Source organism: Ruminococcus intestinalis, from assembly GCF_014288065.1.
GTDB lineage: Bacteria > Bacillota > Clostridia > Oscillospirales > Acutalibacteraceae > Ruminococcoides > Ruminococcoides intestinale_A.
In genome coordinates, this window is record NZ_JACOPS010000001.1 from 786,714 (window position 1) to 808,725 (window position 22,012).

Consider the following 22,012-nt stretch of genomic DNA (forward strand, 5'->3'; position numbering starts at 1 on the left):
TCATTATATCAGATTTACCAATTTATTACAATATTTTGTAAATAAATATATTCTTTTTGCGGTTAAATAATAAAATTCAGAGATTATATACATTTAAAATATTATAATAATTTATGGTTGCAATTAATAAGATTATTTGTTATAATTAGTTTGTATAAAAATACCCGGAGGCAAATATGGATTTTTATAAATATAAATGCCCTGTTTGTAACAAACAGTTTAAAGAGGGCGATGATATAGTAGTTTGCCCTGAATGCGGCACGCCGCACCACAGAGAATGCTACGAGCAGGAGGAACACTGCTTTTATCAGGATAAACATTCACAAAATTTTTCATTTGAAAATGATCAACCGGACAGTTCCGATGACTTTGAAGCTGACAAAGAGAGCGGCACAGACAATGAAGTAATCTGCAAAATTTGCGGTCATCCAAACGACAATACTTTGTTTTACTGCGAACATTGCGGAGCGCCTCTGTTAAAAGACAATCAACCCAAGAATGATTCCGTAAACGGAAATAATAATGTTCCGCCGGATATGAACGGTTTTCCTTTCGGTCAAAATCCGCAAAACGGCGGAATACCTTTTATTGCGTTTGATCCGATGGCAGGTTTTAAGGCAGACGAAAAAATGGCAGATAATGTAACCGCAGGTGAGGTTTCAAAATTTGTCGGCAAAAATACAAACTACTTTATGCGTGTTTTCGGTTCAATCTTAAGAACAAATAAATCACGATTCAGCTTTGTATCCGCTATTTTACCCGGTGCATATATGCTTTACAGGAAAATGTACGCAATCGGCATTGTTATATCGGTAATCGTGGTAGGATTGCTTGCAGGCACACTTATTATACAATCCACACCTGAATTTACAGAGGCATACAACATTTATATGGATAATTACTCTGCCATACTTCAAAGCGGATACAGCGGTGCTAATGTCGGCGATTTATTTGCCGGTATGTCCTCTACAAATCTTTTGTACTTTGCTGTTCCGTACATTCTCGGAGCAATCAGATTTGCCATTATGCTTATCTGCGGTTTCAGAACAAACAGAATGTATTTTAAACACTGCATAAAGAAAATTTCATCAATTAAAAACTACGCTTCGAGTTTTGATAAAGAATCAGACGAAGAAGCAGCAATCACAAAGTCAAAAATTAACGAGCAAATTGAAAACAAGGGTGGCGTAAACCTTGCCATAGCAGTTGTGGCAACATTTGTATTTTTAGCAATCGCTTATATGCCGCTGTTCGTTTAAAAACAAATATCGGAGGAAAATATGAAAATTACAAAAGCAGTTATACCTGCAGCAGGACTCGGCACAAGAGTACTTCCAGCGACAAAATCAATGCCAAAGGAAATGCTCCCGATCGTAGACAAACCGACAATTCAGTATATCGTTGAAGAGGCAGTTGCAGCCGGAATAACAGATATTCTTATCGTTACAAACAGAGGTAAAGGCATTATCGAAGACCATTTTGATGCATCCCCTGAACTTGAGGCAATCCTTGAAAAAAGCGGCAAACTTGATTTTCTTGAAACAGTAAGAGGTATTTCAAATCTCGCAAATATCACTTTCATTCGTCAGAAAGAAATGAAGGGTTTAGGCCACGCTATTTTAAAAGCAAAGTCTTTTGTAGGCAATGAACCTTTTGCCGTACTTTTCGGCGACGGCGCAATCGTAGGCGAAAAACCAGCCATAGGTCAGCTTATTGAACATTACGGCGAGTTTGGCAAAGGTGTTGTCGGCGTTAAAAAAGTTGATGCAAAAGACATTCATAAATACGGTTCACTTAAAGTTGAGCATATTTACGACAATGTATTTAAATGCACAGATATGAAAGAAAAACCGCAAACTCCGGAAGAAGTTCTCTCACTTTACTCTATCATAGACAGATGTGTTCTTCCGTCAGAAATTTTTGAAATTCTTGAAAGAACACAGCCGGGCATAGGCGGTGAAATTCAGCTTACAGACGCAATGCGTGAAATCGCTGTTACAGACGGTATGACAGCCGTTGAATTTGAGGGCAAAAGATACGATATGGGCAATAAATTCGGTATTATTCAGGCTCAAATCGAAGTAGGTCTTCAACATCCCGAAACTAAAGACCAATTAAGAGAATACATAAAAGAACTTGCAAAGACATTATAATAAGCTGTCTTGACATAAAATAATTAAGCTAAAGCACAAAACAGACATTTCCAACTTTTGAGAAATGTCTGTTTTTTATTTGTTTTTATTCGGTTTATTAAACAATATTTATAGTTTTGTACATTAATAGATACAGTAACCAAAATTAGTGGTTGAATTATTTTAAACTTGCGTTATAATATGATAAACAACACAATATCTATTAAGATATACGATATAGTTTAATTAAAATTCTATCGGTATAGTAATCGGGCGACGCTTTTCAAAGATAGTATACGACTTAAATCCGCACTTATGTGCAAGTCTTATTCCCTCTTCTATTCCGTTTCCGACAGCAGTGCTTGTGTGGGCATCACTTCCGACAGTGATAAGCTTTCCGCCGAGTTCACGATAGCGCTTTAGCTGAAATTCATCGGGCAAAGTTCTGCCGATAGGTTTGAATAAACCCGAAGTATTAATTTCAAGAGCTTTCTTGTTTGAAATCAGTGTTCTGTATATATCGTCAATAACATCTTGATAAGGTGTAAGGTCGGGATATTCCCCTGTTGTTTCAAAAATATATCTTAAAGGATATGTAAGATGAGCAAGGCTGTCAAAGTCACTGAAGGTCGCTGTTTCTGCAAGTTCATTAAAATATAATTTCAAAATTTCGGAAATATTACAATTATTAAAGTCGATAAAATAGAAATCTTCCATATTTTTTAAATTGTGCAAAGACGCTAAAACAAAGTCAAAATCGCCAAAAGAAAGCGCTTTTTCGGTACATTCCGGATCGTGCATAGGCTCGCCGAGCTCTATTCCGCATAAAACCTTGAGTTTTTGTCTATATTTTATCTGTGCGTTTTTGGTTTGCAAAAATGACAAAGGTATTCTTTCGTTAAAATCTCCGAATTCTTTGTTATAGCCAAACTTGATAAAAGGTGCTTCGCAATGGTCGGTAATTGCTATTGCGTAAAATCCCTTATTTATGGCAGATTTACACATTTCTTCCACTGTATTTTCAGCGTCAAAAGAATTGTTTGAATGAGTATGAACATCACATAAAATCATAGTTATCAAGCCTCCGTAATAAATAATACCATATTCGCCAAATTTATGCAATATAAGGCTTTACTTTCTTAGATTTTAGTTATATAATAAGGTAATGATAAAAAACAATCATATAATTCTTTTATAATTCTTTTGCAGGAATAAAATTAAAATCTTGCAAATACGGAGGTAACTTATGAAAGCTATAATTACAGTAATCGGTAAGGACACAGTCGGAATACTTGCAAAGGTATCAGCTGCTTGTGCTGCTGACAACGCAAACATCGTTGAGGTAACACAGAGCGTTCTTCAGGATATGTTTGCAATGGTTATGCTTATTGAATTCAATGAAGATAAAATTGATTTTGAAAAGTTAAGAACCGACCTTGACGCTGTCGGAGAGGCTACCGCAACTAAGATTCATGTAATGCACGAAGATATATTCAACAGTATGCACAGAATTTAATTTGCCCTTAAATATGGATTGAAAGGATAAACACCTATGCTCGAAACAAAAGATATACTTGAAACTATCAATATGATTGATAACGAAAATCTCGATGTAAGAACAATTACAATGGGCATTTCACTTTTAGACTGTATTGATGACGATATTGACAAAGCCTGCACAAAGGTATACGACAAAATCTGCCGTTCTGCCAAAGACCTCGTAAAAACAGGCGAGGATATCCAGAGGGAGTACGGTATTCCTATTATAAATAAGAGAATTTCAGTTACCCCTATCGCAATGGTAGCTGCACCATGCCAGAGTAAAAAGGTAGTAAAATTTGCTCACGCACTCGACAAAGCCGCAAAAGAACTCGGCGTAAACTTCATCGGCGGTTATTCCGCTCTTGTACAAAAAGGTTTCGCAAGCGGTGACTATGCGCTTATAGAGAGTATCCCCGAAGCACTTGCAACTACCGATTTTGTTTGTTCTTCGGTAAATATCGGTTCAACAAAAGCCGGTATCAATATGGATGCAGTCAAAATGATGGGTAAAACTGTAGTTCAGACTGCTCAAGCTACAGCAGACCGTGATTGCATTGGCGCTGCAAAGCTTGTAGTATTCTGTAACGCTCCTGAAGATAACCCGTTTATGGCAGGAGCTTTCCACGGTGTCGGCGAGGCTGATACCGTTATCAATGTCGGTGTTTCGGGACCGGGCGTAGTAAGAGCTGCTCTTGCTAAGGGCGGCGAAGGCAAAAATATTGCCGAAATCGCCGACATGGTTAAGAAAACCGCATTTAAAATCACAAGAATGGGTCAGCTTGTAGCAAAAGAAGCAAGCAAAAGACTTTGCGTTCCTTTTGGTATCGTTGACCTTTCACTTGCACCTACACCGGCAGTCGGCGATAGTGTTGCACATATTCTTGAAGAAATGGGACTTGAAGTATGCGGATGTCACGGTACAACTGCTGCTCTTGCGCTTCTTAACGATGCTGTTAAGAAAGGCGGCGTAATGGCTTCGTCACATGTTGGCGGACTTAGCGGCGCATTCATTCCGGTATCGGAGGATGCAGGTATGATTTATGCAGCTGAAAACGAGTATCTCGACATAACTAAACTTGAGGCTATGACAGCCGTATGTTCAGTTGGTCTTGATATGATTATTGTACCGGGTGACACAAGTGCCGAGGTTATCTCTGCAATTATTGCAGACGAAGCAGCTATCGGTATGGTAAACACTAAGACAACCGCTGTAAGACTTATTCCCGCTATTGGTAAAAAAGCAGGCGAAACACTTAACTTTGGCGGACTTCTCGGCTACGGTCCTGTAATGCCGCTAAGAAAAGGCTCACCGGCTGAATTTATCAACAGAGGAGGAAGAATTCCTGCACCGCTTCAGGCTCTCAAGAACTAATTTCAGGGGGTGATTTTTTGAAGGATATGATTAAACAGATTGTTGAAGCAGACGCTGAGGCAAAAGCCTTCGATGAAGAAAATCAAAAAAACAAAGAAGCTCTTGCCAAAGAGATTGACGCTCAAGCAAAGGTAATCTACGATTCCTATATGTCAAAAGCTGACGAAACCATTGAGCGCCAGAGTGCTTATATTGACAAGGACATCAGACATCAGTGGCAGGATACTCGTCAGAAGCATAAATCTGTTTTAATTAAACTTAAATCTGATTTCGAGGCAAATGCTGACAAATGGTCAGATGAAATTGCTAAACGAACTATCGGATAACTATCCATTTATTAAGCATATTATTTTAAAGGAGGTGCGAAAGCTGTGTCTTCCACTTCGTTTGCGGTGCTTGCAAAAGCAAGAGCAAAGTTTGGTAAAAGACTTACCGAAAAGGACTACAACAGTTTGCTTAACTCAAACAGTGTTGCAGAAGTAATGTCTTATCTTAAGTCATATACGCACTATGCGGAGGCATTGCGTGATATAAATGAGCGTGATGTTCACCGTGGCAGACTTGAGGTTCTTTTAAGGCAGCATCTTTTCTATGAGTTTGACTCGCTTTGCAGATATGATTCCCAGATGAGCACCGGCTTTTCAGCTTATGTTATAAGCAGAACCGAGATTGAACAGATAATGCGCTTTCTCACTTTGCTGAATACTTCATCTACTGAAAAGTTTATTTATCAGTATCCGACATATTTTGCAAAACATACGGAGATTGATTTGCAGAAACTTGCGCTTGCAAGAAATTACGATGAATTTCTCACCATTTTGAGTAATACAAAGTATTCTCAAATATTTGAAAAATACAAGCCCGACGAAAACAATCTTTTGCCTATATCGGATATTGAAAATGATCTTTATACTTTTGTTTTCTCCAACCTCAAAAAGGTAATAAAGAGCAAAACAAAAGGCACTGAAAGAAAAGAGCTTATGGAGCTTTTTACCGTAATCAACGATTACAATAATTTCTCCCGTGTACTTCGTCTTAAAAAGTATTATAACCTTACACCGGAGCAAATAAAAAACAACCTGCTCTACCCTTTCTCAAGCATCAGTGAAAAAACTCTCGACAGAATGTGCCGTGCGGAATCCTCCGGAGAAGTATTCTCCGTAATGCAGGAAACTCACACCGGTAAGTTAATTGAACAAATAGGTTATGTTTACGCAAGTGACATCAGCCCAAGAGTAAAATACAAACTTGCAAGAAAGAATATGTATTTCTCAAACAATCCTTCTGTTGTGATGATTTCATATATGTTCGTTGCCGAAACCGAGCTTATGAATATTATAACCTTGATTGAAGGTACACGATATAAACTTGATTCTAAAAAAATACAGTCCCTGCTTATCGTTTAGTAAGCAGTACCACTAACAAAGAGGTGATTTTATTTGGCTGTATCAACCATGCAAGCTGTTAATATAATCGGCTTTATGGATGAGATTGACGATGTTATTACCGTTTTGGGAGAATCGGGAGTTTTTCATCCCGATGATGTGTCTGTTTTTTACAACAATACCCAAGGCTTTTCACATCTTCAGACCAAAAATATTTATGCCGAACATCTCACTAACCTCAAGGCTTCATTAGGACTTACAAAAAGGCAGTTCCCGCTTGTCGATGTAAGCAATTTTAATCCGACATATCAGGATATTCAATTGTTTTGCAATAAGATTTGCGATGAACTAAACGAGCTTGTTGAAGACAGAGATTTTGCCGCCGAGCAATTGCTTGAGGCAAAACAAAATCTTGACGAAACAAAGCACTTTGTCGGACTTGACATTGAAATAGAAAAGCTGCTTGAGCTTAAATATGTAAATGCAAGATTCGGAAGACTTCCTAAGGACAGCTATGTAAAACTGGAAAATTATAAGGATGACCCTTATATTGATTTTTCGGTGTGTACAGAAGATAAAGCTTATTATTGGGGCGTTTATCTTGCTCCAGCTGATAAGACAGAAGAAATTGACAGAGTTTTTTCAAGTCTTTTCTTTGAGAGATGCGACATAATCGGTGTTAATTCAACGCCAACTCTGCATATGAAAAAACTTACGGCACTTATTCCCCACCTTGAGGATGTTTACAAAGATACCGAAAAGCGTATTGACGATTATCTTTCCATTAATAAAGAAAGAATTTTAAAATATTTGTCAAAACTTGAAGAACTTTCTTTGTACTCAACTATAAGAACTAAAGCTTTGCAGTACAACAAGAGCTTTATTATTGTAGGCTGGGTGCCGACAGAATTTGCAAAACAGCTTAAAAAACGACTTTGCAAACACAGAAGCGTTACAGTTGAATTTTCAGACGCAAAGAACGAGATTAAAAAATCTCCGCCTGTTAAACTCAAAAACTGTTTCCTTGCACGACCGTTTGAGTTTTATACTTCAATGTACGGCGTGCCAAAATACAATGAAATTGACCCGTCACTTTTTGTTGCAATAACTTACATTATTATATTCGGTATTATGTTTGCCGATGTCGGTCAGGGTATCTGCCTTACTGTTGTAGGTATATTGATGTATAAAATCAAAAAGATGGCAATTGGTAAAATACTTGCACCGTGCGGTATTTCATCTGCATTCTTCGGACTTGTATTCGGCAGTGTGTTCGGATTTGAGCATTTGCTCGACCCCATGTACAAAGCTCTCTTCGGACTTGAAGAAAAGCCTATTGAGGTAATGAGCTCCGAAATGGCAACAAAGATTATTCTTGTAGCCATAGGCATTGGCGTATTCCTTTTAATTACCGCAATGTTCCTCAATGTCTACACATCAATCCGTCAAAAGGATTATGGAAGAGCATTGTTCAGCACGAGCGGTGTGGCAGGTATAATTTTCTACAGTGCAATAGTATTCGGTATTGCAGGTCAGCTTTTGTTCGGACTTCCCGTATTCAACGCTCCGTACATTATATTCCTGATTGTAATTCCGTTTATCTTAATTTTCTTTGCCGAGCCGCTTGGCGGATTGGTAAACAAAGAACCTGACTGGAAACCGGAAAGCTGGAAGGACTACATTGTTGAAAATATTTTTGAATCAATTGAAGTTCTTTTAAGCTATGTAACAAACACAATGAGTTTCTTGCGTGTAGGCGCATTCGTTCTTGTTCACGCAGGTATGATGATGGTTGTATTTGTTCTTGCCGAAACCGCAGGTCCTATTGCCTACTGGCCAATTGTTGTAGTAGGTAATGTTATAGTAATGGTACTTGAGGCTCTCCTCGTAGCAATTCAGGTATTAAGACTTGAATACTATGAGCTTTTCAGCCGTTTCTATTCAGGCGAAGGCAGACCATACGAACCTGTCAAGCTAAAACTTACACAAAACAGTTAAGTTGAAAAACTTAATTATATATTTTATTGTTTATTTATTTTTGGAGGTAAATCATTATGAGCATCTTAAATTTAGTTATGTTGGCACTCCCTGTTGTATTTCTTGTAGCATCAGTAGTTGTAGCTGTAAAGGCTTACGAAAAAGGTCATAACAGAAAGAAAACAGTTTTAATGCAGATTGCTTCATTCGCAGCAGTATTTGCAATTTGCCTTCTTTGCCCAATCGTAGCAGGTGCAGCAGATGCAAACACAGTTTCAGAGGCAGTACAGGTTGCTCAGCAGTCATCTAAGAGCTTTGCATATATCGGCGCAGCTATCGCAGTTGGCCTTTCATGTATCGGCGGTGGTATTGCCGTAGGTAACGCAGCTCCTGCAGCTATCGGCGCAACAAGTGAAGATCCAAAGGCATTTGGTAAAGCAATCATCTTCGTTGCTCTCGGTGAAGGTGTTGCCCTTTACGGTATGCTTATCTCAATCTTGATTCTCTTCAGCTAATTGAAGAAATAAAGGATATGACGAAAAATGAAATTTTTTCTTATAAGCGATAATGTTGATACTAAAATGGGTATGCGTTTTGCAGGTATTGACGGTGTAGTTGTTCATACGGAACAAGAGGTTACACGAGAGCTTACTAAGGCTATGGAGAGAGAAGATGTGGCTGTTATTCTTATGACAGAAACTCTTGTTTCTCTCTGCCCTGACCTTATCTATGACTTAAAGCTCAACCGCAAAAAGCCTTTGATTGTAGAAATCCCCGACCGTCATGGCAACGGACGCACCAAAGACAGTATCACAAAATATGTTCAGGACGCTATTGGCGTAAAACTCTGAATGAGCTGAGAGGTTATTAATATGGAAAATACCACAAAAACCGATAACTTTTTGCAAGCCATACAAAGATACACCGAAGAACAAAAGTCTATTGCCAATACTGAAGTTGAGCTTTTAAAGGAAGAAAAACTCAAAAAAGCCGAAGAAAACGGCAAGCGTGACAGCGAACGCTACATACAGCAGCAGCTTGAAGCTAAAAAGTATGTAGAAACAAGCAAACTTGCCAGACTTGTTCAGGAAAGTCAGAAAAAACTCTTTAGAGAAAGAGCAAAAATGACTGACGAAGTATTTGAAATGGCTGCACAAAAGCTTATTAAATACACAGAAACCAAAGAATATAAATTAAAACTTGTTGACAGTGCAAGACAGATTGCAGAACTTTTTGACGATAACCGTTGTGTTGTTTATATAAATGAAAAGGATATGAAGTATTCAACAGAAATCCTTGCCGCATTCCACGGAATGGCTGAACTTGTTAAAGACAACTCAATCAAAATCGGCGGTCTTAAAGGCTACTGCAAATCAATGAGAATTGTTGCCGATGAAACACTCGACACAAAGCTCGCTGCACAGAGAGAATGGTTTATTGAGAACTCAGGTCTGAGCGTTCTTAACTAATTGACCTTCTTGATTTTATCCGAAAGAAGATGGTAATACAAATGGAAAATAATGTTATTTATGGAATTAACGGACCTGTTGTTACCGTAAAAGATGCTGATTGCTTTGAAATGATGGAAATGGTTCATGTAGGTGAACAGAACCTTGTCGGTGAAGTAATCGGTATAACTTCTGATTTTACCACAATTCAGGTATATGAAGAAACAACCGGTCTTAAACCGGGAGATGTTGTTACAGGTACAGGCGCACCTATGAATGTACTTCTCGGACCGGGAATTATTGATAATATTTTTGACGGAATTGAGCGTCCTCTTAAGGCTATTGAGGAACAGGCAGGCGCTTTCATTGACAGAGGTGCATCTGTTTCTTCTCTTGATGACAAAAAGCTCTGGAATGTTACAATGAAAGTAAAGGTTGGCGACAAACTCGAGGGTGGTCAGATTTATGCTACACTCCCCGAAACACCAATCATTGAACACAGACTTATGGTTCACCCTGAACTTTCAGGCGTTGTTACCAAGGTTATGCCTGACGGTCAATACAAGCTTTTTGACACAATTGTTGTTATTAAAGATGATAACGGTGTTGAGCACAACCTCACACTTTGTCAAAAATGGCCTATCAGAACCGCTCGTCCTGTAAAGGACAGACTTGCATCTTCAATTCCGCTTATTACAGGTCAGAGAGTTATTGACTCTCTCTTCCCTATTGCTAAGGGCGGTACAGCCGCTATACCTGGCGGTTTCGGTACAGGTAAAACTATGACACAGCACCAGCTCGCAAAATGGTGCGACGCTGATATTATTATTTATGTAGGCTGCGGTGAGCGTGGTAACGAGATGAGCCAGGTACTCGAAGAATTCTCTGAACTTATCGACCCTAAGTCACAGCGTCCTATGACAGACAGAACCGTTCTTATTGCCAACACATCAAATATGCCTGTTGCAGCCCGTGAGGCATCAATTTACACAGGTATCACACTTGGCGAATATTACAGAGATATGGGTTACCATGTTGCTATGATGGCTGACTCAACTTCTCGTTGGGCCGAGGCTCTTCGTGAGATTTCGGGCCGACTTGAGGAAATGCCTGCCGAGGAAGGTTTCCCGGCTTACTTGCCTTCACGACTTGCCGAATTCTATGAGCGTGGCGGCCGTGCGGAAGTTCTTTCAGGCGGTGAGGGTTCTGTAACACTTATCGGTGCGGTTTCTCCGCAGGGTTCAGACTTCTCCGAGCCTGTTACACAGAACACAAAAAGATTTACCCGTTGTTTCTGGGCACTTGATAAGTCGCTTGCTTATTCAAGACATTATCCTGCTATTAACTGGATGAACAGCTACAGCGAATACTTTAACGACCTTGACCCTTGGTTTGAAGAAAACCTCGGTAAAGACTTTATTGAGTATCGTAACAGAATCAGCGCACTTCTTCAGGAAGAAAGCTCGCTTATGGAAATCGTAAAACTTATCGGTTCCGATGTACTTCCTGATGACCAGAAACTTGTCATTGAAGCTGCAAGAGTAGTTCGTGTAGGTTTCTTACAGCAAAATGCTTTCCACGCTGATGATACTTATGTTCCGCTTGAAAAGCAGAAACTTATGATGAAAACAATTCTTCACCTTTACGATAAGGCTAAGAAGGTTGTTACCAAGGAAATTCCTATTTCAAAGGTTATTGAGCTTGGTTTGTTCGATAAACTTACAAAGATGAAATATGATATTCCTAACAGCAAGCCTGAACTCTTTGATGAATATATCAAGGAAATTGATGAAAAACTTGACTCAATTATGTAAGGAGGAAACGCACAATGATTATAGATTATGTCGGCGTTAAAGAAATTAACGGCTCACTCATAGTTCTTGACGGAGTAAAAGGCGTTTCCAACGAGGAAATTGTTGATATCCGCCTTGATAACGGCACAGTAAGACAGGGCCGTGTCGTACAGATTGAGGGCGAAAAGATTGTTGTTCAGGTATTTGAGGGTACAAGAAGAATCAGCCTTACAAATACAAGAACAAGACTTACAGGTCACCCAATGGAAATGCCTCTTTCTCCTGAAATTATCGGTCGTGTACTTGACGGTGCAGGCAGACCTATTGACGGACTCGGAGATATTTTCCCTGTAAAGCGTGCTAACATTAACGGCACACCTATCAACCCTGTTTCAAGAATTTATCCTAAGAACTATATCAACACAGGTATTTCTACCATTGATACACTTATGACACTTATCAGAGGTCAAAAACTTCCTATCTTTTCAGGTACAGGTATGAAGCACAACGACCTTGCAGTACAGATTGTTCGTCAGGCAAAAATCAGCGGTGCAAATGCTAATAACTTCTGCGTAGTATTCGCAGCAATGGGTGTTCAGAAAGATGTTGCCGAATACTTCAGAAAGAGTTTTGAAGAAAGCGGCGTACTTTCAAGAGTTGTAATGCTCTTAAACCTTTCGAATGACCCGATTATCGAAAGAACACTTACTCCAAGATGTGCTCTTACTATTGCCGAGTACCTTGCATTTGAGCTTGAGATGCATGTTCTTGTTATTATGACAGATATGACCTCATATGCCGAGGCTCTTCGTGAGTTCTCATCATCAAAGGGTGAAATTCCTGCAAGAAAAGGTTACCCGGGCTATCTTTATTCAGACCTTGCATCACTTTATGAGCGTGCAGGTATGATTAAAGGCAAGAACGGTTCTGTTACACAGATTCCTATTCTTACAATGCCTAACGATGATATTACTCACCCGATTCCTGACCTTACAGGTTACATCACAGAGGGTCAGATTGTACTTGACCGTTCATTACAGGGACAAGGTCTTTATCCGCCTGTAAGCGTTCTTCCTTCACTTTCCCGTCTTATGAAGGACGGTATCGGTGAGGGTTACACAAGAGCAGATCATCAGGCACTTGCAAACCAGCTCTTTGCATCATATGCAAAGGTAATTGACGCTCGTTCACTTGCATCTGTTATCGGTGAGGAAGAACTCTCCCCTATCGACAAGAAATATATTGAATTCGGCAGACTGTTTGAATCAAAGTTTGTTAATCAGGGATTCAACGAAAACAGAAGTATTGAACAGAGCCTTGACCTCGGTTGGGAATTACTTTCTACACTTCCGAAATCAGAACTTGACCGTGTTGACGATCAGATTCTTGACAAGTATTATGTTGAGAAATAACCGTCAGAAAGGAGTGCTGAGCATCTATGGCTGTACAGGCTGTACCTACAAAAGGTAATCTGATGAACACCAAAAAGTCGCTTGCTCTTGCCAAAAACGGCTATGAACTGCTTGACCGTAAGCGTAATATTCTTATAAGAGAAATGATGACGCTTATCGACCACGCCAATGCAATTCAGGAGAAGATCGACAATGCATATGAAGAAGCTTACATAGCACTTCAGACTGCCAATGTTACAAACGGCTTTTGCGATGACCTTTCAAACACGATTCCTGAAGAAGACTCATTAAAACTTGATTCAAGAAGTGTAATGGGTGTTGAAATTCCGATTCTCACCATTGACGAGAAAAAACCTCAAACCTACCTGCACTACGGACTGCGACTTACAAACTCAGGTATTGATAAAACTTACGAGAAATTCACCGAAGTTAAGTATCTTACCGCAGAGCTTGCCGAGATAGAAAACAGTGTTTACCGTCTTGCGGTTTCAATCAAGAAAACACAGAAGAGGGCCAACGCTCTTAAGAACATTATGATTCCTAAATTTGAAGAAACCGTAAAGTTTATTTCCGATGCTCTTGATGAAAAGGAAAGAGAAGAATTCAGCCGTCTTAAGGTTATTAAGAGAACAAAACTAAAAAAAGCACAGGCTGAAAAAGAAAAACAAACACAAGCAGAAAATGCTTAAAAAAATCCCACTCTGAAAAAACAGAGTGGGATTTTACAATTTTAAGGGAAAATTTTTTATCAATAGTTGAATAAATTATGGTTTAGCAAATTGTTTAGACAAGTAATTATAAAAGTTTGGTCAACCTTTTCAAAGGTTGTGGGTGTGGGCAAAGCCCACAAATACTTTCCGTTTATGCAATCTAACGATAGCCGAACAGCTTGCTGTTGGCTTGAACACAACGACGTTAGCCTTTAAAAATGCGATAGCAATAAGAAAAGAAATTCGTTATTTCATTGATAAAATATAGGTTTTTTTAATGGCTGCCGCCTGTTTTAACAAACTTAGTTTTAACACGCAAACAGCGTGGCTGTTTGCGCCTGATAAATTGTTATATCGGAAGATTTTATGGGCGCTGCCCAAACCCGCAATTTTTGAAAAAATTGAGTAAACTTTTTTTGCTTTTCGGAGGATAATTTAGCGTTAGCTAAATTTCAATCCCCGACCGACACTCCGCTAAACCACAATTTTTAATGTTATCAAACATAAAAAACAGAACGCAAAAATCATTTAATCACAAGCCATAAAATTATATTTGCCGCCAAAAACAAAACATTAAATAAAGTAAATAATCCAAAGTATTTTGCGATACTTACATTTTCTTTCTGAATAAATTTAAACGATATAAGGCTTGCCATTGATGCTATCAATGTACCAAGACCTCCGATATTTACACCAATCATTAAATCTGTAGCATTATTTGTAAAACCTGAAAGTAAAATTGTGGCAGGCACATTTGAAAATACCTGACTTGCAAGCACTCCAACCGGCACTTCATTGCCATTAACTACACTCGAAAGCCAACCGTTAATTTGACTTATATTACCGAGATTACCTATGAATACAAAAAGAAATATGAAAGTAAACAGCAAACTGTAATCTACCTTTAAAAGCACCTTGCGGTCAAATATAAGTACAAAAACAATTACAACAGCAAGGAGTATAAGATAGTTTAATACTCGAAAAACACTTAATAGAGCAATTGCAAACAATGCAATATACATTGCTATAAGTCTTTTATCAAAATTTAATTCTTCCCTATTTTCATTATATACAATTGAAGATTTACCTGAAAATAGTGAACAACATACAAGCATAACAAGAGAAATCAAGGCATACGGCAAAATCGTCTTAAAGAAATCAGATATATTCATATTATAAGCCGAAAATAAGTACAAATTTTGCGGATTGCCTATCGGAGTCAGCATACTGCCAAGATTGGCGGCTATTGTTTCAAGCGTTACAACATATATCGCTCGGCTTTGCTTGTCCGCAAGTTTTAACAGCACTATTGTAAAAGGCACAAATGTTATCAATGCGACATCATTAGTAATCAGCATTGAGCTGAAAAAGCACAATAAAACAATCAAAAGTGTAACACCACGCATTGTTTTTGCCTTATTCAGCAAATTTTTCGCAAGCAGTCGGAAAATTCCCATTTTGTTTAGACCTGCCATTATTGTCATAAGCGAAAACAAAAGTCCAAGCCTGCGGAAATCTATATAATCAAAATATTTTTCGTTTGGCGTTACAAAAATCATTGAAATAATCGCAAGCACAAACGATACAGTAAGCACAATCTCTTTTTTTAAAAAAGTAAATATTTTACTCATTTATAAAATCACTCACCAAAAAGCGGTATGAGAAAACCCATACCGCTGAATTTATTGTATTAAAGCTCTGCTTCGGCAACTTTCATCATAATTGCACATTCCATACGCTTTTTAAACAGCTCACAGCCATATTCATAAATACCTGTAATTGAGCCTGTGGCATGGTATGCGTTTGCAGCACAGCCGCCGCTGCAATAAAGTTTTGCCCAACAATCTTTACAATTCGGTCTTGCGTACGCATTGCAAAGTTTAAACTCATCCTGAATAGCAGTATTTGTAACACCTTCATAAATGTTTCCAAGACTATATTTAGGGTCGCCTACGAACTGATGACAAGGATATAACTCACCCCACGGTGTAACTGCCATATACTCTGTACCCGAACCGCAGCCCGAAATTCTCTTGTAAATACAAGGTCCGCCCGTAAGGTCAATCATATAGTGATAGAAAGTAAGCGGTCTGCCCTCTTTTTCACGCTTAAGCATTTCCTTTGCAAGAATTTCGTACTGCTCAAAAAGAACAGGTAAATCATCATATGTAAGCGCATACGGATCATCTGGCGAGCAAACAACAGGCTCCATTGAAAGCTCTGTAAAGCCAAGGTCTGCCATATGGAAAATATCATTTGTAAAATCAGTATTGTTATGTGTATAAGTACCACGCACATAATAACCTCTGTTACCACGCTTTTTAACAAATTCCTGGAACTTTGGTACAATAATATCGTAACTGCCCTTGCCGCTTACGGTTTTTCTAAGGTGGTCATGTACTTCTTTTCTGCCGTCAAGGCTAAGTACAACATTATGACATTCTTTATTTGCAAATTCAATTACATCATCATCAACAAGCATACCGTTTGTTGTGAGAGTAAAACGGAAATTCTTGTTCTTTTCCTTTTCAATACTTCTTGCGTAAGCGACAATCTGCTTTACTACATCAAAATTCATAAGCGGTTCGCCGCCGAAAAAGTCAACTTCAAGGTTTACTCTGCTGCCTGAATTTTCAATAAGAAAATCAATAGCTCTCTTGCCTACTTCAAAACTCATTAAAGCTCTGTCACCGTGGTACTTACCCTGACTTGCAAAGCAGTATTCGCAATTAAGATTACAGGTATGAGCAATATGTAGGCACAAAGCCTTAATAACAGTGTTTCTCTTTTTAAAATCAAATGCAAGGTCCTCATATTTATCAGCAGTAAAGAGCTTGCCGTTATCCTTTAATTCTGTAACATCATCATAGCAATCCGAAATTTCTTCTGCTGTAATTTCAGGGATATCTTTGTACTTTTCAAGCATAGCCTTGATAATATTTTCTTTATCGGAATTTTCGTACATTTCAATAACATCATAAGCAAGGTCATCTACGCAGTGAACACTGCCGCTGAAAACATCAAGCACTATGTTATATCCGTTTAACTTATACTGGTGTATCATATATTTTCTCCAAATCCTTTTTATAGACAAAAGGAAAGCCGTTCTCCAAAAGGTGAAACGGCTGAAAATCCTTTTTAATGCAAAATTTGCACAGCTAAATTATTTCTCGCTGAGGCACTTCTCACACTGCTGGTTAGCAACGCCGCAAGATGTTTTGCAAGCTGACTGACAAGATGTCTGACACTCACCGCAACCGCCTGTTTTAACGCTCTTCTTAAGGTCACGAGTTTCAATAGTCTTAATTCTTTTCATAGAAAATCATACTCCTTGTAAGATTATATTTTTATTATAATACCACATTATGCGAAATTTGTCAATAACATTACAGGGCAATTTGTATAATTTGTAAGCATTATATCGTATATCCGTTACTTAACCTTCTGCCAAATCTGCTTTTCTTGTACATAATAAAACCTACTGCGGTTGTAATAACTTCGGTTATCGGGAATGTAAACCAAAAACTTTCAAGTCCAAAATGTGCAAGCACCCAACCAAGCGGTACAAAAAGCACAATTGTTCTCAGAATTGTAAGTGCGGAGCTTTTAAAAGCCGAACCGATTGCCTGAAAAAATACAGGAAAAATCAGTGATGTAACCATTGGTATAAAAGAAACGGCAATTACCCTTAACGCATATGAGCCTATTCTGATTACCTCGCTGTCCTTTGAGAATGTACCCATAAGTACATCGGGCATTATTTCAAAGCACAGTACACCGATAAGCATAAGTACCATTCCAAGTATAACCGAATCTTTTAGAGTTTTTCCGCATCTTTCTCTGGTTCCTGCGCTGTAATTAAAACTGATAACAGGCACTATACAGGTCTGCATTGCACCGAGAGGAATAAAAAATATTGTCTGCCATTTATAATATAAACCCAAAGCGGTGACTGCCTGATCGGAAAATCCCTTTAATATTAGATTTAATCCGAATATATACAATGTATATGCAGACTGCATAAGAATATTCGGAAAACCTAAGTGGTAAATTCTCTTTATGTATTCTTTGTATTTGGATATTTTCGGCGATCTTTTGCAGCCTTTTTTCATTACAATTAAAGCCGCCGCAATCTGTCCTACTACTGTAGCGATAGCTGCACCGGCAATGCCCAATTCGGGGAAAAATCCGATACCGAAAATTAACAATGGGTCAAGAGCAATATTAACAAAAGCACCCGCAATTTGAGCAATCATAGGTATTTTCATATTTCCCGTCGCCTGCATAACTTTTGTCCAAATGCTTTCAAAAAACAAACCAAAGCTAAATACACAAACTATTCTGCCGTACACAATTACTTCATCTATAATTTCCTGTGAATTTGTCGATATTTGTGCATAAAACGGCATTATAAACCAACATATAAGAGCAAAAACAAACCACATTGCAAACGCAAGAAAATTTCCTACGCCTGCTGTTTCATCACTTTTTTCCTTGTTGCCAACACCGAGAAAATGCGCCATGAGAGTATTTATACCAACGCCCGTACCGACCGCAAGCGCAATCATCAACAACTGTATCGGATAAATTATTGACAGCGCCGTAAGTCCCGATTCTGAATAATTACCTATAAAAAAGCTGTCTATTATATTGTACAATGCCTGTATAAGTTGGGCAAGCATAACAGGCGGTGCAAGTCTTAACAATATACTGAATATTTTATCATTGCCGAAATCCAATTCTTTTTTCTTTACCCTATCCAATTAAATTTGCCTCCACAAATCATTCAAATTCATATTTTAAAACAGCACAGTTCTTAACTCCGAAATTTGCATATTCAGTGTTAGTCATTTCATAGAAATATGAATTAATCACCCTTGATATTCCGTTGTGCGCAACAAGAATACAGGTTTCACCGCTCGCTTTTACATCATCAAGCAGATTATAAATTCTTTGCGCAAGGTGCAACATAGATTCGCCGCCGTCATATCTGCAAACAAACTCACCTTTGGCAATTCTGAACTCATCACCGTTTCTTGGAGTTCCCTCAAATTTTCCGAAATTCTGTTCTGTAAGTCTTGGCTCTTCAAAAGCAGGAATACCTGTTATTTCTGAAATATGCATTGCCGTTTTTTTAGCTCTGATAAGCGGAGAATAAAGGATTTTATCTGCCTTTATGTTATCGTTTAAAATCCTTTTACCTGTTTCTATAGCCTGTTCATGACCCTTTTGTGTTAAGTCAATATCCGTAGAACCGCAAATTTTATTTTCAACATTCCATACGGTTTCACCGTGTCTTACAAAATAAACACAGCCCATAAAATCATCCTTTCGTACACAAAACTTCCCTATATACTTTATCAAAATTTCACTGACAATTCAAGTTTTTGCCATAAAAAGTATTCCCGTAAAAGCAGTTTGGTACTAATTTTATACAAGTGCATAATATGTTATTGAGTAAACAAGCTCGGAAAGGAGAAATTTATGTGGACATTATCAATACAGTAATTTCAAGATACGCAACATCAAAATTTCCTGAAAAAACACCTCCGGCAATGGCATACGTTCCGTTTCAGGAAAGTAATCCAAAAACCTACTCCCCTGTTCAGGCGCTTGACGCAGGCACAGTTTTTCCGGAATTGAACAAGCCTTTTTACGGTAATAAATGCGGTGGTGTAAAAAATGACTGAAAGAGAAATTCTTTTAAAGAAAATATCAACATATCAATTCTCAATCCTTGATTTACAGATTTTTCTTGACACTCACCCATACGACCAACAGGTACTCTCGCAGATAAAAGAATGTAAAGAAAAACTTTTGCCCCTGATTGAAGAATACGAAGAAAAATACGGACCTTTACGCAAAGAGGCAAATACAGCTAATAAATGGCAGTGGGTTAAAAATCCTTGGCCGTGGGATAACGAGGAGGATTTGTAATGTTTGTATATGAAAAAAAATTGCAGTATCCCGTAAACATCAAACAAACCAATGCAAAACTTGCTAAAATCATTATTACGCAGTACGGTGGTGCATACTCCAAAACATATAAAAAACAGGCTGTTCGCTATAAAAGTGCGACAGCCTGTTGCTTTGATATTAATTATTTAAAGTGAAATAAACTTCGTAATCTTCATAATTCAATGAAATTGATTCAATTTTATCACCGTTACGGTGAATATAAAAACTTGTTGTAGTTTCTCCGTCATCAAAAGCGGCGGTAATTGTATCGCCGTTTACAGTATACTTTCCGGAGTGCGTACCGTCCTCTGATGTGCCGGGTGTGAGCCAAAGCGAAAAAGTACCGTCATCCTTAAATGAAAGCGAGCCTTGATACGAAGTATAGCTTGTATTATAAACCTCTGCCATTTCCACTTCATCGCCGCTTGCATTTACAGCACTCGATGATACCCAATCTGTACCAACAATATCATTCGCTTTATTATGCATTGTAAAAATCAAAGCTACTACCGCTACGACAATTACAAGTAGAACAACAGTGACTGTAATTGCCTTTTTACGGTTAAATTTATTTTTATTATCGGTATGATTTACTTTGTTTCTTTTTTTATTCTTTTTGCTTTTGCTCATTAATTTGCACTTCCAATTTTAAAATAAACATCATATCCGACATAATCAATCTTTATTTCGCTTGGAACATTGCCTTTGTACGAGATAATTTCCGCAGATTTATTTTTGTCATTTGAGTATGTCATATTAATTACGCCGTCAGTTACGGTATATGCACCATAGTTATACTCCGACTGGGTTATATTATCGGAAAAGAGTCCGTTTTTATCAAAGGTAATTCCCTCTCCGCCATATACAGAGCCGAAAACTTCTTTTACAGACGCTTCACGCTTGCCTACATTGTCAAAAGCCTTATACGGATACATCTCTGCGTCAAAATTCAGATTTTTGTCCGCACTCTCTGCACCGCTTACTACAATTGCCTGTGTGGTCGGTTCAACAGCAGCTTCTTCCTTTTCAGTGCTTTCCTCTGTAGTTTTCTGTATCGACTGCTCGGTTGTTTCTTCTGTAACAGCCTGTGTGGTTTCTGCTGCCGTCATCTGTTCTGTTGCAGCAATCGTTGTGTTATTGTTTTTATTATCGGAATTAAGTTCTCGCTGTACCGAATAAAAAGTAATACCGATAATCAAAAGCACCAAAAACGCAATTATAGCAATAAAAAGCCACAGACTTATTGTTATTTTAGGTCGTTTTTCAGCGTGTTTTGCTTTCATCAGATTTCCCCTCTGCTTTCTCTCTTTCCTTTTTCATCTTAATGATTACACTTCGCTTAACCATTTTTCCGTTATAGAAAATATATTCATCGCCGTCTTTATTCTCTTCGACATCAAGGTCAAGAAATTCATCGGCTATATTGTTTTCCTCATCTTCCTCGTCAATAAACTGACCTTTTCTTCTGTTGTCCATTTTCTTATCAATTTTTTTAGAGCGTTTTTCTTTTTCTGTCATAAGGTTATACATTCCGGGATAAACCGAGGCATTTATAACATAAGAAGCAAGCGCAGGCACAAGTACAAACATAAGAATTGCGGTTGTAATTATAAGCGCAATACTGCTGTCTGTATTGCCTACAAAAATAAGAATTGTAGCGCAAAAAAGCACAATTATAAAAAGACCGAATGTTGCAATAATATTATGCTTTAACTCACCGAATGACATAAGCGCACTGTTTTTATAAATATTTTTAAGTGACAAATCAAATGTAACTGTCATTGACGGCACATAAAAGAAAATAAAAAGAAATGCAACTGCAATAATAATTGAAATTATCAGGCAAACATAGAGCATTACAAGGAAAAACGAGTCTGCATTCGGCTGTGAAATTAATGCGCTGTACAGCCTTATTGAAAAATAACTGAATATAACCGCAAAGTATGTAATTACACCGTGAATTAAAAATCTTTTCCAATTGTTTTTTATGCCCTCAATAAATGTTTTGAAAACATCCACATTTTCTTTTCCTCTTGCAAGTCTTGAGGTAACAAGGGTTACGCCTGCAAAAAAAGGTGAAAGCGGAATAATCGAAAGCATAAGAATAAAATATCCGTTAAGTTTTAGTGCACTGTCAAGAAAATAAAAAGCCGTAACCAACACCGCAAGCGGTACGGCAAACAATAGGTTTGTAAAAACTATTTTACCGAAATTATTAAATAGGTTGTTGAAAAAATCAGTCAAAGCGAACTTTGCTTTTTTCCCTGCCATTGTTCGACCTCC

General features: G+C 38.0%; 24 protein-coding genes and 1 pseudogene. 16 read left to right on the forward strand and 9 right to left on the reverse strand.

Going from position 1 to position 22,012, the window contains the following annotated elements; genetic code table 11:
• Positions 1-176: 176 nt before the first annotated feature.
• Both H8R91_RS03820 and galU read left to right on the forward strand, forming a co-directional pair.
• Positions 177-1,259, forward strand: coding sequence for an RING finger protein (locus tag H8R91_RS03820; RefSeq protein WP_186934919.1), 1,083 nt, complete (start codon positions 177-179; stop codon positions 1,257-1,259).
• Between the two features lie 21 nt (positions 1,260-1,280).
• Entirely contained in the window at positions 1,281-2,153 is an 873-nt protein-coding gene (gene galU / locus H8R91_RS03825; protein WP_186934920.1) for a UTP--glucose-1-phosphate uridylyltransferase GalU, read from the forward strand.
• A 225-nt stretch (positions 2,154-2,378) separates the two neighbouring features.
• On the opposite strand, the gene H8R91_RS03830 is transcribed toward galU, so the two are convergent.
• Complete coding sequence (locus tag H8R91_RS03830) at positions 2,379-3,203, reverse strand: histidinol-phosphatase HisJ family protein (RefSeq protein ID WP_186934921.1); 825 nt, start codon at positions 3,201-3,203, stop codon at positions 2,379-2,381.
• Between the two features lie 175 nt (positions 3,204-3,378).
• Between H8R91_RS03830 and H8R91_RS03835 the strand changes: the two genes are divergently transcribed.
• Genes H8R91_RS03835 through H8R91_RS03885 form a run of 11 tightly spaced genes read left to right on the forward strand, consistent with a single transcriptional unit; the run spans position 3,379 to position 13,750 of the window.
• On the forward strand, positions 3,379-3,648 hold the full coding sequence (locus H8R91_RS03835) for an ACT domain-containing protein (RefSeq protein ID WP_186934922.1): 270 nt from the start codon (positions 3,379-3,381) through the stop codon (positions 3,646-3,648).
• 36 nt (positions 3,649-3,684) lie between these two features.
• Positions 3,685-5,046 (forward strand): PFL family protein, encoded by a 1,362-nt coding sequence (locus H8R91_RS03840; RefSeq protein ID WP_186934923.1) that lies wholly within the window; start codon positions 3,685-3,687, stop codon positions 5,044-5,046.
• Positions 5,047-5,063: 17 nt separating this feature from the next.
• The gene (locus H8R91_RS03845; RefSeq protein ID WP_022234490.1) at positions 5,064-5,372 is read left to right on the forward strand and encodes a hypothetical protein; all 309 of its coding nucleotides are present in this window, start codon (positions 5,064-5,066) and stop codon (positions 5,370-5,372) included.
• 45 nt (positions 5,373-5,417) lie between these two features.
• Positions 5,418-6,452 carry a V0D/AC39 family V-type ATPase subunit gene (locus tag H8R91_RS03850; RefSeq protein ID WP_186934924.1) on the forward strand — a complete coding sequence of 345 codons (1,035 nt, stop codon included), beginning with the start codon at positions 5,418-5,420 and terminating at the stop codon, positions 6,450-6,452.
• A 33-nt stretch (positions 6,453-6,485) separates the two neighbouring features.
• Positions 6,486-8,429, forward strand: coding sequence for a V-type ATP synthase subunit I (locus H8R91_RS03855; protein ID WP_186934925.1), 1,944 nt, complete (start codon positions 6,486-6,488; stop codon positions 8,427-8,429).
• Between the two features lie 56 nt (positions 8,430-8,485).
• The gene (locus H8R91_RS03860) at positions 8,486-8,923 is read left to right on the forward strand and encodes an ATP synthase subunit C (protein ID WP_022234487.1); all 438 of its coding nucleotides are present in this window, start codon (positions 8,486-8,488) and stop codon (positions 8,921-8,923) included.
• Between the two features lie 27 nt (positions 8,924-8,950).
• Positions 8,951-9,259, forward strand: a complete 309-nt coding sequence (locus H8R91_RS03865) for a V-type ATP synthase subunit F (protein ID WP_022234486.1) — start codon at positions 8,951-8,953, stop codon at positions 9,257-9,259.
• A gap of 21 nt (positions 9,260-9,280) precedes the next feature.
• The gene (locus tag H8R91_RS03870) at positions 9,281-9,877 is read left to right on the forward strand and encodes a FliH/SctL family protein (RefSeq protein WP_186934926.1); all 597 of its coding nucleotides are present in this window, start codon (positions 9,281-9,283) and stop codon (positions 9,875-9,877) included.
• Between the two features lie 41 nt (positions 9,878-9,918).
• Entirely contained in the window at positions 9,919-11,670 is a 1,752-nt protein-coding gene (locus tag H8R91_RS03875; RefSeq protein WP_022234484.1) for a V-type ATP synthase subunit A, read from the forward strand.
• Positions 11,671-11,684: 14 nt separating this feature from the next.
• Positions 11,685-13,061, forward strand: coding sequence for a V-type ATP synthase subunit B (locus tag H8R91_RS03880; protein WP_022234483.1), 1,377 nt, complete (start codon positions 11,685-11,687; stop codon positions 13,059-13,061).
• A 26-nt stretch (positions 13,062-13,087) separates the two neighbouring features.
• On the forward strand, positions 13,088-13,750 hold the full coding sequence (locus tag H8R91_RS03885) for a V-type ATP synthase subunit D (protein WP_022234482.1): 663 nt from the start codon (positions 13,088-13,090) through the stop codon (positions 13,748-13,750).
• 545 nt (positions 13,751-14,295) lie between these two features.
• Here H8R91_RS03885 and H8R91_RS03890 read toward each other — a convergent pair.
• From H8R91_RS03890 to H8R91_RS03910, 5 genes are all read right to left on the reverse strand, one after another.
• Positions 14,296-15,402: an SLC13 family permease gene (locus H8R91_RS03890; protein ID WP_186934927.1), complete on the reverse strand. Its 1,107-nt coding sequence runs from the start codon at positions 15,400-15,402 to the stop codon at positions 14,296-14,298.
• Positions 15,403-15,461: 59 nt separating this feature from the next.
• Positions 15,462-16,835, reverse strand: a complete 1,374-nt coding sequence (gene scfB / locus H8R91_RS03895) for a thioether cross-link-forming SCIFF peptide maturase (RefSeq protein ID WP_186934928.1) — start codon at positions 16,833-16,835, stop codon at positions 15,462-15,464.
• A 99-nt stretch (positions 16,836-16,934) separates the two neighbouring features.
• Positions 16,935-17,087: a six-cysteine ranthipeptide SCIFF gene (gene scfA, locus H8R91_RS03900; RefSeq protein WP_022234662.1), complete on the reverse strand. Its 153-nt coding sequence runs from the start codon at positions 17,085-17,087 to the stop codon at positions 16,935-16,937.
• A gap of 100 nt (positions 17,088-17,187) precedes the next feature.
• Positions 17,188-18,534: an MATE family efflux transporter gene (locus tag H8R91_RS03905; protein ID WP_243237684.1), complete on the reverse strand. Its 1,347-nt coding sequence runs from the start codon at positions 18,532-18,534 to the stop codon at positions 17,188-17,190.
• 19 nt (positions 18,535-18,553) lie between these two features.
• Entirely contained in the window at positions 18,554-19,090 is a 537-nt protein-coding gene (locus H8R91_RS03910) for a histidine phosphatase family protein (protein ID WP_186934929.1), read from the reverse strand.
• 167 nt (positions 19,091-19,257) lie between these two features.
• Here H8R91_RS03910 and H8R91_RS12030 point away from each other — a divergent pair, with 167 nt between their 5' ends.
• The 3 genes and pseudogenes from H8R91_RS12030 to H8R91_RS03925 all read left to right on the forward strand — a co-directional run.
• Complete coding sequence (locus tag H8R91_RS12030) at positions 19,258-19,461, forward strand: spore coat associated protein CotJA (RefSeq protein WP_294657101.1); 204 nt, start codon at positions 19,258-19,260, stop codon at positions 19,459-19,461.
• The gene (locus tag H8R91_RS03920; protein WP_186934931.1) at positions 19,454-19,708 is read left to right on the forward strand and encodes a spore coat protein CotJB; all 255 of its coding nucleotides are present in this window, start codon (positions 19,454-19,456) and stop codon (positions 19,706-19,708) included. Before H8R91_RS12030 ends, H8R91_RS03920 begins: the two co-directional genes overlap by 8 nt.
• A pseudogene (locus tag H8R91_RS03925) lies at positions 19,708-19,800 on the forward strand (manganese catalase family protein); the annotation flags it as partial. The gene H8R91_RS03920 and the pseudogene H8R91_RS03925, both read left to right, overlap by 1 nt.
• 67 nt (positions 19,801-19,867) lie before the next feature.
• Here H8R91_RS03925 and H8R91_RS03930 read toward each other — a convergent pair.
• From H8R91_RS03930 to H8R91_RS03940, 3 genes are read right to left on the reverse strand one after another with little or no spacing between them, the layout of a single operon-like run.
• Complete coding sequence (locus H8R91_RS03930; protein ID WP_186934932.1) at positions 19,868-20,359, reverse strand: lipocalin family protein; 492 nt, start codon at positions 20,357-20,359, stop codon at positions 19,868-19,870.
• A complete protein-coding gene (locus tag H8R91_RS03935; RefSeq protein WP_186934933.1) occupies positions 20,359-21,012 on the reverse strand; it encodes a hypothetical protein in 654 nt (217 codons plus the stop codon). Before H8R91_RS03935 ends, H8R91_RS03930 begins: the two co-directional genes overlap by 1 nt.
• Complete coding sequence (locus tag H8R91_RS03940; RefSeq protein ID WP_186934934.1) at positions 20,993-22,000, reverse strand: DUF624 domain-containing protein; 1,008 nt, start codon at positions 21,998-22,000, stop codon at positions 20,993-20,995. The genes H8R91_RS03935 and H8R91_RS03940 overlap by 20 nt, the downstream gene beginning before the upstream one ends.
• Positions 22,001-22,012: the final 12 nt, after the last annotated feature.

Excerpts from the sequence above, each read along its gene's own strand:
- H8R91_RS03875 (WP_022234484.1), top strand. The coding sequence starts at position 9,919 with ATGGAAAATAATGTTATTTATGGAATTAACGGACCTGTTGTTACCGTA.
- H8R91_RS03935 (WP_186934933.1), bottom strand. The coding sequence starts at position 21,012 with ATGAAAGCAAAACACGCTGAAAAACGACCTAAAATAACAATAAGTCTG.
- H8R91_RS03910 (WP_186934929.1), bottom strand. The coding sequence starts at position 19,090 with ATGGGCTGTGTTTATTTTGTAAGACACGGTGAAACCGTATGGAATGTT.
- H8R91_RS03840 (WP_186934923.1), top strand. The coding sequence starts at position 3,685 with ATGCTCGAAACAAAAGATATACTTGAAACTATCAATATGATTGATAAC.
- H8R91_RS03885 (WP_022234482.1), top strand. The coding sequence starts at position 13,088 with ATGGCTGTACAGGCTGTACCTACAAAAGGTAATCTGATGAACACCAAA.
- scfA (WP_022234662.1), bottom strand. The coding sequence starts at position 17,087 with ATGAAAAGAATTAAGACTATTGAAACTCGTGACCTTAAGAAGAGCGTT.
- galU (WP_186934920.1), top strand. The coding sequence starts at position 1,281 with ATGAAAATTACAAAAGCAGTTATACCTGCAGCAGGACTCGGCACAAGA.
- H8R91_RS03920 (WP_186934931.1), top strand. The coding sequence starts at position 19,454 with ATGACTGAAAGAGAAATTCTTTTAAAGAAAATATCAACATATCAATTC.
- H8R91_RS03870 (WP_186934926.1), top strand. The coding sequence starts at position 9,281 with ATGGAAAATACCACAAAAACCGATAACTTTTTGCAAGCCATACAAAGA.
- H8R91_RS03835 (WP_186934922.1), top strand. The coding sequence starts at position 3,379 with ATGAAAGCTATAATTACAGTAATCGGTAAGGACACAGTCGGAATACTT.
- H8R91_RS03865 (WP_022234486.1), top strand. The coding sequence starts at position 8,951 with ATGAAATTTTTTCTTATAAGCGATAATGTTGATACTAAAATGGGTATG.
- H8R91_RS03830 (WP_186934921.1), bottom strand. The coding sequence starts at position 3,203 with ATGATTTTATGTGATGTTCATACTCATTCAAACAATTCTTTTGACGCT.
- H8R91_RS03820 (WP_186934919.1), top strand. The coding sequence starts at position 177 with ATGGATTTTTATAAATATAAATGCCCTGTTTGTAACAAACAGTTTAAA.
- scfB (WP_186934928.1), bottom strand. The coding sequence starts at position 16,835 with ATGATACACCAGTATAAGTTAAACGGATATAACATAGTGCTTGATGTT.
- H8R91_RS03890 (WP_186934927.1), bottom strand. The coding sequence starts at position 15,402 with ATGAGTAAAATATTTACTTTTTTAAAAAAAGAGATTGTGCTTACTGTA.
- H8R91_RS03880 (WP_022234483.1), top strand. The coding sequence starts at position 11,685 with ATGATTATAGATTATGTCGGCGTTAAAGAAATTAACGGCTCACTCATA.
- H8R91_RS03930 (WP_186934932.1), bottom strand. The coding sequence starts at position 20,359 with ATGAGCAAAAGCAAAAAGAATAAAAAAAGAAACAAAGTAAATCATACC.
- H8R91_RS03940 (WP_186934934.1), bottom strand. The coding sequence starts at position 22,000 with ATGGCAGGGAAAAAAGCAAAGTTCGCTTTGACTGATTTTTTCAACAAC.
- H8R91_RS03860 (WP_022234487.1), top strand. The coding sequence starts at position 8,486 with ATGAGCATCTTAAATTTAGTTATGTTGGCACTCCCTGTTGTATTTCTT.